Here is a 7,925-nt window from a genome sequence, read left to right as displayed (position 1 = left end):
CGGCCTCATGCCACCGAACGACTACCGACCCACGCTCCTAGCGACGATGGCGCCTCAGCCAGCAAATCAGGCCGACCACGGCCGCGACGCCCAGCAGTACAGGGGCAAGGCGGCGCATCAGCGCTGGCAACACCGCGGAGCCAAGGTCGAGCTCCGCTGCCGGGGAAGCGGCTGCTTTTGCGGCCGGTACAGCGGCCACGGCCGGTACAGCGGCCACGGCCGGTGCAGCGGCTTGTACCCCGGCGGCCGCACCCGCCGGCGCGGCATGCTCGGCGGCCGGCGCGTCCACCGCGGGCGATCCCGGTCCGGCCGGCTCAGCAGCTTCGCCAGCCGGCGCGCCCCCACCGCCCACCTTCCCTATGACGCACTGGACGAACTCCGCCAGCAGTTTGTCCGAGACGTCCTGGATGACGCCCCGGCCGAACTGGGCGGGTTTGCCCGTCACGTTCATGTCCGTGGTGACGTCCACGGCTGTGCCGCCGGACTCTGATGTCAGTATGGCGGTCACTGTGGCGCCGGCGGTGCCGTTGCCCCTTTTGTCTTTTCCCGCAGCCGAAATGACCACGGTGTGCGAGTCCTCGTTGCGTTCCACGAACTCACCAGTGCCGGAGTAGACCATGGCGATCGGCCCCAGCTTGACCTTGACCGTTCCGGTGAACTGCTCACCGTCCACCGAGGTGAGTGTCGCCCCCGGAAAGCACGGGGCAATGTCCTCCAATTGGTTGAACGCGTGCCACGTGTCCTCCAGTGAACTGGGAACCACGAAATGGTGTTTGAGTTCCACGGCTTCCTTCCGCCCGCCCGCTCAGAGACCCGCGGCCGCGACGAGCGCTCGCTTGGTGAGGACCGCGGCCAGATGTTTCCGGTAGGCCGCGTCGCCGTTGAGGTCGCTTGCCGGATCGCTTCCTTCGGCTGCGTGGGCGCTTGCCGCTGTGATCGCCTCAAGCGTCAGGGGTGACCCTGCCAGCGCCTCCTCCACCGCGGTGGCACGCAGGGGTGTGCTGGCCATGTTGGTCAGCCCGATCCGGGCCTCGGCGATGGAGTTCCCCTCCACGCGCACCATCGCGGCAACCGCAACGATGGACCACTGCTGGGCCACACGGGTGAACTTCTCATAGTGCGCACCCCACCCGGTGTACTTCGGCACGCGCACGTGGGTGAGGATTTCGCCGTCGCCGACGGCGGTGCTGAAGTAGCCCTGGAAGAAGTCCGCCGCTGCCACGCGGCGTTCCCCGCCCGGACCGGCAATGATGAACGTGGCCCCGGCGGCCAGCGCCGGGGCGGGCAGATCACCCGCAGGGTCCGCATGCACCAGGGCCCCGCCGAACGTGCCCCGGTGCCGCACCTGGGGGTCCGCGACGGTCGCCGCGGCCTTGGCCAGCAAGGGCACATGGGCGGCCACCAGGGGGTCCGTGGCCACCTGGTGGTGCGGGGTCATGGCGCCGATCAGCAAGGCGTCGCCGTCGTCGCGCACGCCGGACAGTTCGGCGATCCTGCCAAGGTCGATCACCATGGAGGGATCTGCCAGGCGCAGCTTCATCACCGGGATCAGGCTTTGCCCGCCGGCCAGCAGCTTGACGTCGTCGCCGGCCGATCCCAGCAGGCTCAGTGCCTCGGCCAGGGTCTCCGGCGCGGCATAGTCGAATGCACTCGGAATCATTGCACACCTCCGCTCAGCTTGGCTTCTTCCAGGGCCGCCCACACGCGCGATGGCGAACACGGCATCCTGATGTCCTTCACGCCCAGATGCCGTACGGCGTCCAGCACGCCGTTGACGATGGCCGGCGTCGAGGCAATGGTTCCGGCCTCGCCGACCCCCTTGGCCCCGAGCTGGTTGGTGGTGGACGGGGTTTCCGTCCGCGCCGTGGTGTAGTGCGGCAGGTCCGGTGCGCCGGGCACCAGGTAGTCCACGAAGGAGCCCGTGACCAGGGTGCCGGCGTCGTCGTGCACGGCCTCCTCGTAGAGCGCCTGCGCGATTCCCTGGGCCAGACCGCCATGGACCTGGCCCTCCACGATGAGCGGATTGACCACCACGCCGATGTCGTCCACGCAGACGTACTTGCGGATGGTGGCCCGCCCCGTTTCGGTGTCCACCTCCATGGCGGCCAGGTGCGTGCCGTGGGGGTAGGAGAAATTCTGCGGGTCGAAGGTCGCGTCGGAATCGAGGTTGGGCTCCACTCCGTCCGGCAGGTTATGAGCGGAGAAGGTTGCGAAGGCGATCTCGCCCAGGCTGGTGGACTGGTCCGTGCCCCTCACCTTGAACTTGCCTTCGGCAAACTCAAGGTCGTCTTCGCTGGCTTCCATGAGGTGGGCGGCGATCACTTTGGCCTTCTCGATCACCTTGTCCGCGGCGGCCAGGACCGCCATGCCGCCGACCGTCAGCGACCTTGAGCCGTACGTGTCAAGGCCCCGCTGCGAGATCTGGGTGTCGCCGTGCAGGACCTCGACGTTCTCGAACGGCACGCCCAGCTTGTCCGCCACGAGCTGGCTCCAGGCGGTTTCGTGGCCTTGGCCGTGGGCCGAGGACCCGGTGACCACTTCGATATTGCCCGTGGGCAGTACCCGCACCTGGGCGTGCTCCCAGCCGCCGGCGGCGTAGCTGAGCGCGCCCAGCACACGGGAAGGCGCCAGGCCGCACATTTCGGTGAAGGTGGAGATCCCGATGCCCAGCTGCACGGGATCCTTCGCTTCGCGGCGCCGCGCCTGTTCGGCCCGGAGCCCCTCGTAGTCGAAGAGTTCCAGCGCCTTGGCCGTGGCGGCCTCGTAGTTGCCGCTGTCGTATTCGAGCCCGGCCACGGAGGTGAAGGGGAATTCCTCGTGCGTGATCCAGTTCTTCTCCCGCACCTCAAGCGGATCCATGCCCAGTTCCACGGCGAGCTCGTCCATCAGGCGTTCGATCGCGAACGTGGCCTCGGGCCGGCCGGCGCCCCGGTAGGCGTCCGTCCACGCCTTGTTGGTGAAGAGATTGGTGCATTCGAAGCGGTACGCCGGGAACTTGTAGATGGAGTTGTACATGAAGGCGCCCAGGATGGGCACGCCGGACGTGACCAGGCCCAGGTAGGCCCCCATGTCCGCCAGCAACTTCACGTCCAAGCCGGTGACGATGCCTTCCTTGGTGGCCGAGAGCCTGAGCCTCTGCACCTGGGCGCGGCCGTGGTGGGCCGCCATCAGGGACTCGCTGCGGGTCTCGGTGTACTTGCACGGCTTGCCGGTGTGCCGGGCCGCCAGCACGGTGATGGCCTCCTCCGGGGTGACCTGCAGTTTCCCGCCGAAGCCGCCACCGACATCGGGGGCAATCACCCGGAGCTTGCTTTCGGGAATGCCGAGCGTCAGTGCCAGCATGAGCCGCAGGATATGGGGGATCTGGGTGGCCGACCACACGGTGATCTGCTCGCCGGTGGGGTCCACCACCGTGGAACGCGGTTCCATGAAAGCCGGGATGAGCCGCTGCTGGTAAAACGTGCGTTCAATGAGTACTTCGGCGCCCGCGAGCGCCTCGCTGATGGGCTTGCCCGTGCCGGCCTCGCCCGAGTCGAAGACCCACGTGGCCGAGGTGTTGGTTCCCAGGCCCGGGTGGGCCAGCACCTGGTCCGTGGCGGCTTCCTCCAGGTCCAGGACCACGGGCAGCTCGTCATAGCTGACGTCAACGAGTTCGACGGCGTCGCGTGCCGCCGCGGCGCTCCGGGCGATGATGCAGGCAACCACTTCGCCGGCGAACGCTACCTCGTCGACGGCGATCGCCGGATGTGCGGGGGCCTTCTGCTCGGCCGTGACCGGCCAGGCGTTGGGCAGGCTGCCCTGTTCCGCCGCGACGTCGCTCCCTGTGAGGACGGCGACGACGCCGGGGGAGGACTTCGCCGCGGAGACGTCCACGGAGGTGATCCTGGCATGGGCGAAGGGACTACGCACCATGGCAAGGTGGAGCATTCCGGGAAGGGTGATGTTGTCCGTGTACCTGGACCGGCCCGTGATGAGGTGAGAGTCTTCCTTACGCAGACGGGCGCGGCCGACTTCGGCGATGGTCATGCCACACCCGCCGTTTCCGAGGCGCCGTTTTCCGTGGCGCTGTCCGAAGTGGTGGTTCCGTCCGCGGCCGCCTGGACCGCGGCGACGATGTTCTGGTAGCCGGTGCACCGGCACAGGTTTCCTTCCAGGCCTTCCCTGATTTCCTGTTCCGAGGGATGCGGGTTTTCCTGGAGCAGGGAGGCTGACTGCATGATCATCCCCGGGGTGCAGAATCCGCATTGCAGTGCATGGCATTCGTGGAAGGCCCGCTGCAGGGGAGTGAGCTTGCCGTCCCGGGCCAGACCCTCGATGGTGGTGACGCGGCGGCCGTCGGCCTGGACGGCGAACATGGTGCAGGACTTCACGCTGGTCCCGTCCAGATGGACGGTACAGGCGCCGCAGTTGGTGGTATCGCAGCCAATCAATGTTCCGGTTTTGCCCAGCCGTTCGCGCAGGTATTGGACCAGCAGCAAGCGCGGCTCGACGTCGTCGGTATAGCTGACATCATCGACTTCGACGGTGATCGTTGTGGAACGAGCCATTGGGATCTCCTCTCGCCTTGGAGGACGAGCTCGACTGCCCGGCATCCAGTCTAATGTGACACAGGTTACCCCAGGCGGGAGGGCGGCGCCTTAGCCGGACCCAAGTTCTTAGCTGGACCCAAGTTCTTGTGCGGCCGCCTCATGCTCGGCGTCCGCCAGGGGTTCGTGGTGGATCCGGGCGTCCATGGTGCTCAGTCTGCCGCCTGCTCCGCCCCAGTGCAGCGCAATGATTTCGGCGGCGATCGAGACTGCCGTTTCCTCCGGTGTCCGGGAGCCCAGGTCCAGCCCGATGGGACTGGAGAGCCTGGCCAGCTCGTCGTCGGTCAGCCCCGCCTCGCGCAGCCTGTCCATGCGGTCGTGGTGGGTGCGGCGTGAGCCCATCGCGCCGACGTAGGCCAGGTCGTGGCGCAGCGCCACTTCCAGCAAGGGCACGTCGAACTTGGGGTCATGGGTGAGCACGCAGACCACGGTGCGGCTGTCCACCAAGCCGGCGTCGATCTGGGCCTGCAGGTAGCGGTGCGGCCAGTCGACCACCACGTCGTTGGCCTGCGGGAAGCGGGCGGGCGTGGCAAACACCGGGCGGGCGTCGCAGACCGTGACCCTGTAGCCCAGGAAGCTGCCCTGCTGGGCCACGGCGGCGGCAAAATCGATCGCCCCAAACACCAGCATCCGCGGCTGGGGGGCGAAGCTGACGGCGAAGACGCGCATCCCTTCCCCGCGCCGCTGCCCGTCCGGACCGTAGCTGAGGGTCGCGTTGCGGCCGGTGGCCAGCAGGCCCTGCACGTCGTCACAGACGGCATGGTCGGCACGGTCGCTGCCCAGCGAGCCGCTGAAGCCATCCGGCCGTACCGCCAGATGCCGGCCCAGCCAGGCGGGATCCGGGTGCTCGATCACGGTGACCGCCGCCACCGGCCTGCCGGCGGCGACGTCGTCGGCCACCTCCAGCAGCTCCGGAAAGGTGGCGGTGGAGACGGGCTCCACAAAGATGTCCAGGATCCCTCCGCATGTCAGTCCCACCTCATACGCGGCGTCGTCGCTGATGCCGTAACGCTGCAGCACCGGGCGGCCCTCGCGGGCCACCTCGGTGGCCAGCTCGTAGAGCGCACCCTCCACACAGCCGCCGGACACCGAGCCCACCGCCCGGCCGTCGGCGTCGACCATCATGGCCGCCCCGGCCGGCCGGGGCGCCGAACGGAAGGTCCGCACCACGGTTCCGAGTCCTACCGTGCGGCCGGCCGCCACCGCGGCCACCAGATCATCCAGCACCTCACGCATTGGCCATCACGTCCAGCAACTCCTCGAAGCTCCGCATTGAGTGCCCCCCTATGAATACGTCAACGTGCGGCAGTACCGCCCTGATTCCCTGCTGCACGGGTTCGTAGCCGCTTTTGCCCCGGTGCGGGTTGGCCCAGATGACGCGCCGGGCCACATGATGCAGCCTTTCCATCTGGCGCCCCAGCTGGGCAGGATTGCCGCGTTCCCAGCCGTCGCTGGCAATGACGACGACGGCGCCGCGGGTGGCGACGCGCTGGCCCCAGCGGTCGTTGAACGCCCGCAGCACCTCCCCCAGCCGGGTTCCGCCGGACCAGTCGGGGACGGTGCGCCCGGCCAGGGCCAGTGCGTTGTCGGCGTCGGGCACCCGCAGGGCTCCGGTCACGCGCGTCAGCCTCGTGCCCACGGTGAATACCTCCACGTGGTGCGGGGCGGCGTTCACCACCCGATGGGCCAGCCGCAGCAGGCTGTCGGCATAGGGTGCCATCGAGCCCGAGACGTCGATCAGCCAGAGGACACGGCGGGGCTTGCGGGGAGCCCGGGCACGGCGCAGCGGGCCCGGTTCACCGCCCCGGCGCAGCTGGCTGCGCAGGGTCCGTACGCGGTCCACCTCGCCATGCCGCTCCGCTCGCCTCCTCCTTGACTGCCGGCTTGGCAGCCGCACCGGCAGCTCCTCGAACATCCGGTGCAGCAGCTCCCGCTCCGCGTCATCCAAGGTGGCCACGTCCCGGTGCCGCAACCGTTCACGGCGGCTCGCGAGCGCCCGCAACCGGTCCTTCGCGCCGCCCGCGCCGCCGTCGTCGTTGTCCAACGCCGCGGCGCTGACCCGGCCCGCGGACGCCTCCAGCCGGGCAGCGGACGGCTCATCCAGCGCGAACCAGGCCTCGAAAACGCGCCCGTAGGCCGGCAGATCCTCCGGCGACGCGCACAGCGTTGCCCGGCCGGCCCAGAAAACGCCGGCGGGTTTCGCCAAGGAAAGCCTCCCGACGGCGTCGACAAAGCTGCGCGCCCGGTCCGCCGTGACCTTCACTCCGGTCGCACGCACCGCGGCGGCGAACGCCAGGAGAATCTCCTCAGTGCTGTGCTCCGCGGCGGACGTCATCGGCTAGCCGAGCATCCGGGCCAGGGCCGCCGAAACGCGTTCGGTGTCTTCGCGGTACTTGCACAGGGCGCCGATGCTGGCCGCTGCCGAGGCGAGGTCCAGTTCGGCCCGGCCCAGGCGGTGCAGGGCCCGGGCCCAGTCGAGGGTTTCGGCCACGCCGGGCGGCTTCAGGACGTCGTCGGAGGCCCGGATCTCCTGCACCACGCGCACCACCTGCTCGGCCAGCAGCGCGGGAACCTCGGGCAGCCTGGTCCGCACGATCTCCACTTCGCGGGCCAGCCCGGGATGGTCGATCCAGTGGTAGAGGCACCGCCGCTTGAGGGCATCGTGCAGCTCCCGGGTCCGGTTGGAGGTCAGGACCACCACCGGCGCGGTCTCCGCCTTGACGGTGCCGAACTCCGGGACGGATACCTGGTAGGTGGAGAGGACCTCAAGGAGGAACGCTTCGAATTCGTCGTCGGCGCGGTCGATTTCGTCGATCAGCAGCACGGCCGGACTCTTCTGCAGGGCTTTGAGGATGGGGCGGGCCAGGAGGAACCGCTCGTCGTACAGTGAGCGCTCCAGCTCGGCCACGCTCAAACCCGCGCCGCCGCCGGCTTCCACGCTGCGCAGGTGCAGGATCTGCGCCGTGAAGTCCCAGTCATACAGGGCCTGCGTGGCATCGATGCCCTCATAGCACTGCAGGCGGATCAGCGGCAGTCCGAAGACCTGCGCCAGGGCCTCGGCCAGGGACGTCTTGCCGGTGCCCGGCTCGCCCTCCAGGAGGAGCGGCCGTTCCATGGCCAAGGCCAGGTAGCCGATGGTGGCCAGGCCCTCGTCAGCGAGGTAGCCGGTGGAGGCCAGCATGTCGGCCAGTGCTCCGGGGGACCCGATCGGCAGCTGCGTCATGGCACCAGCATAGGGTGGCGCACGGGATCCTGGGCCTGGCCGCGCGGTGTTGTGGCAGGCCGCTTGCCAGCCGTCGTCCGGCGGCTGCCGGCGGCTGCTGGCCCGGCCGCGGCAGG

General features: G+C 69.1%; 7 protein-coding genes. All 7 read right to left on the bottom strand.

Translation table 11 applies throughout. The annotated features are described in order from the left end of the window. Positions 1-37: 37 nt before the first annotated feature. On the bottom strand, positions 38-784 hold the full coding sequence (locus J1902_RS16015; protein WP_207617309.1) for an SRPBCC family protein: 747 nt from the start codon (positions 782-784) through the stop codon (positions 38-40). A 21-nt stretch (positions 785-805) separates the two neighbouring features. Continuing rightward, positions 806-1,660, bottom strand: a complete 855-nt coding sequence (locus J1902_RS16010) for an FAD binding domain-containing protein (protein ID WP_207617308.1) — start codon at positions 1,658-1,660, stop codon at positions 806-808. Beyond that, the gene (locus J1902_RS16005) at positions 1,657-4,026 is read right to left on the bottom strand and encodes a xanthine dehydrogenase family protein molybdopterin-binding subunit (protein WP_207617307.1); all 2,370 of its coding nucleotides are present in this window, start codon (positions 4,024-4,026) and stop codon (positions 1,657-1,659) included. The genes J1902_RS16010 and J1902_RS16005 overlap by 4 nt, the downstream gene beginning before the upstream one ends. Continuing rightward, positions 4,023-4,547, bottom strand: coding sequence for a (2Fe-2S)-binding protein (locus J1902_RS16000; RefSeq protein ID WP_207617306.1), 525 nt, complete (start codon positions 4,545-4,547; stop codon positions 4,023-4,025). Before J1902_RS16000 ends, J1902_RS16005 begins: the two co-directional genes overlap by 4 nt. Positions 4,548-4,655: 108 nt before the next feature. Next, positions 4,656-5,822, bottom strand: coding sequence for an XdhC family protein (locus J1902_RS15995; RefSeq protein ID WP_207617305.1), 1,167 nt, complete (start codon positions 5,820-5,822; stop codon positions 4,656-4,658). Then, positions 5,815-6,921 (bottom strand): vWA domain-containing protein, encoded by a 1,107-nt coding sequence (locus J1902_RS15990; protein WP_207617304.1) that lies wholly within the window; start codon positions 6,919-6,921, stop codon positions 5,815-5,817. Before J1902_RS15990 ends, J1902_RS15995 begins: the two co-directional genes overlap by 8 nt. A gap of 3 nt (positions 6,922-6,924) precedes the next feature. Continuing rightward, complete coding sequence (locus tag J1902_RS15985; RefSeq protein ID WP_207617303.1) at positions 6,925-7,809, bottom strand: AAA family ATPase; 885 nt, start codon at positions 7,807-7,809, stop codon at positions 6,925-6,927. Positions 7,810-7,925 lie beyond the last annotated feature (116 nt).

It is taken from the genome of Arthrobacter cavernae, assembly GCF_017368795.1.
GTDB classification, from domain to species: Bacteria; Actinomycetota; Actinomycetes; order Actinomycetales; family Micrococcaceae; genus Arthrobacter; species Arthrobacter cavernae.
This window is presented reverse-complemented; position numbering and strand designations above follow the sequence as displayed.

Excerpts from the sequence above, each read along its gene's own strand:
- J1902_RS16010 (WP_207617308.1), bottom strand. The coding sequence starts at position 1,660 with ATGATTCCGAGTGCATTCGACTATGCCGCGCCGGAGACCCTGGCCGAG.
- J1902_RS16005 (WP_207617307.1), bottom strand. The coding sequence starts at position 4,026 with ATGACCATCGCCGAAGTCGGCCGCGCCCGTCTGCGTAAGGAAGACTCT.
- J1902_RS16000 (WP_207617306.1), bottom strand. The coding sequence starts at position 4,547 with ATGGCTCGTTCCACAACGATCACCGTCGAAGTCGATGATGTCAGCTAT.
- J1902_RS15995 (WP_207617305.1), bottom strand. The coding sequence starts at position 5,822 with ATGCGTGAGGTGCTGGATGATCTGGTGGCCGCGGTGGCGGCCGGCCGC.
- J1902_RS15990 (WP_207617304.1), bottom strand. The coding sequence starts at position 6,921 with ATGACGTCCGCCGCGGAGCACAGCACTGAGGAGATTCTCCTGGCGTTC.
- J1902_RS15985 (WP_207617303.1), bottom strand. The coding sequence starts at position 7,809 with ATGACGCAGCTGCCGATCGGGTCCCCCGGAGCACTGGCCGACATGCTG.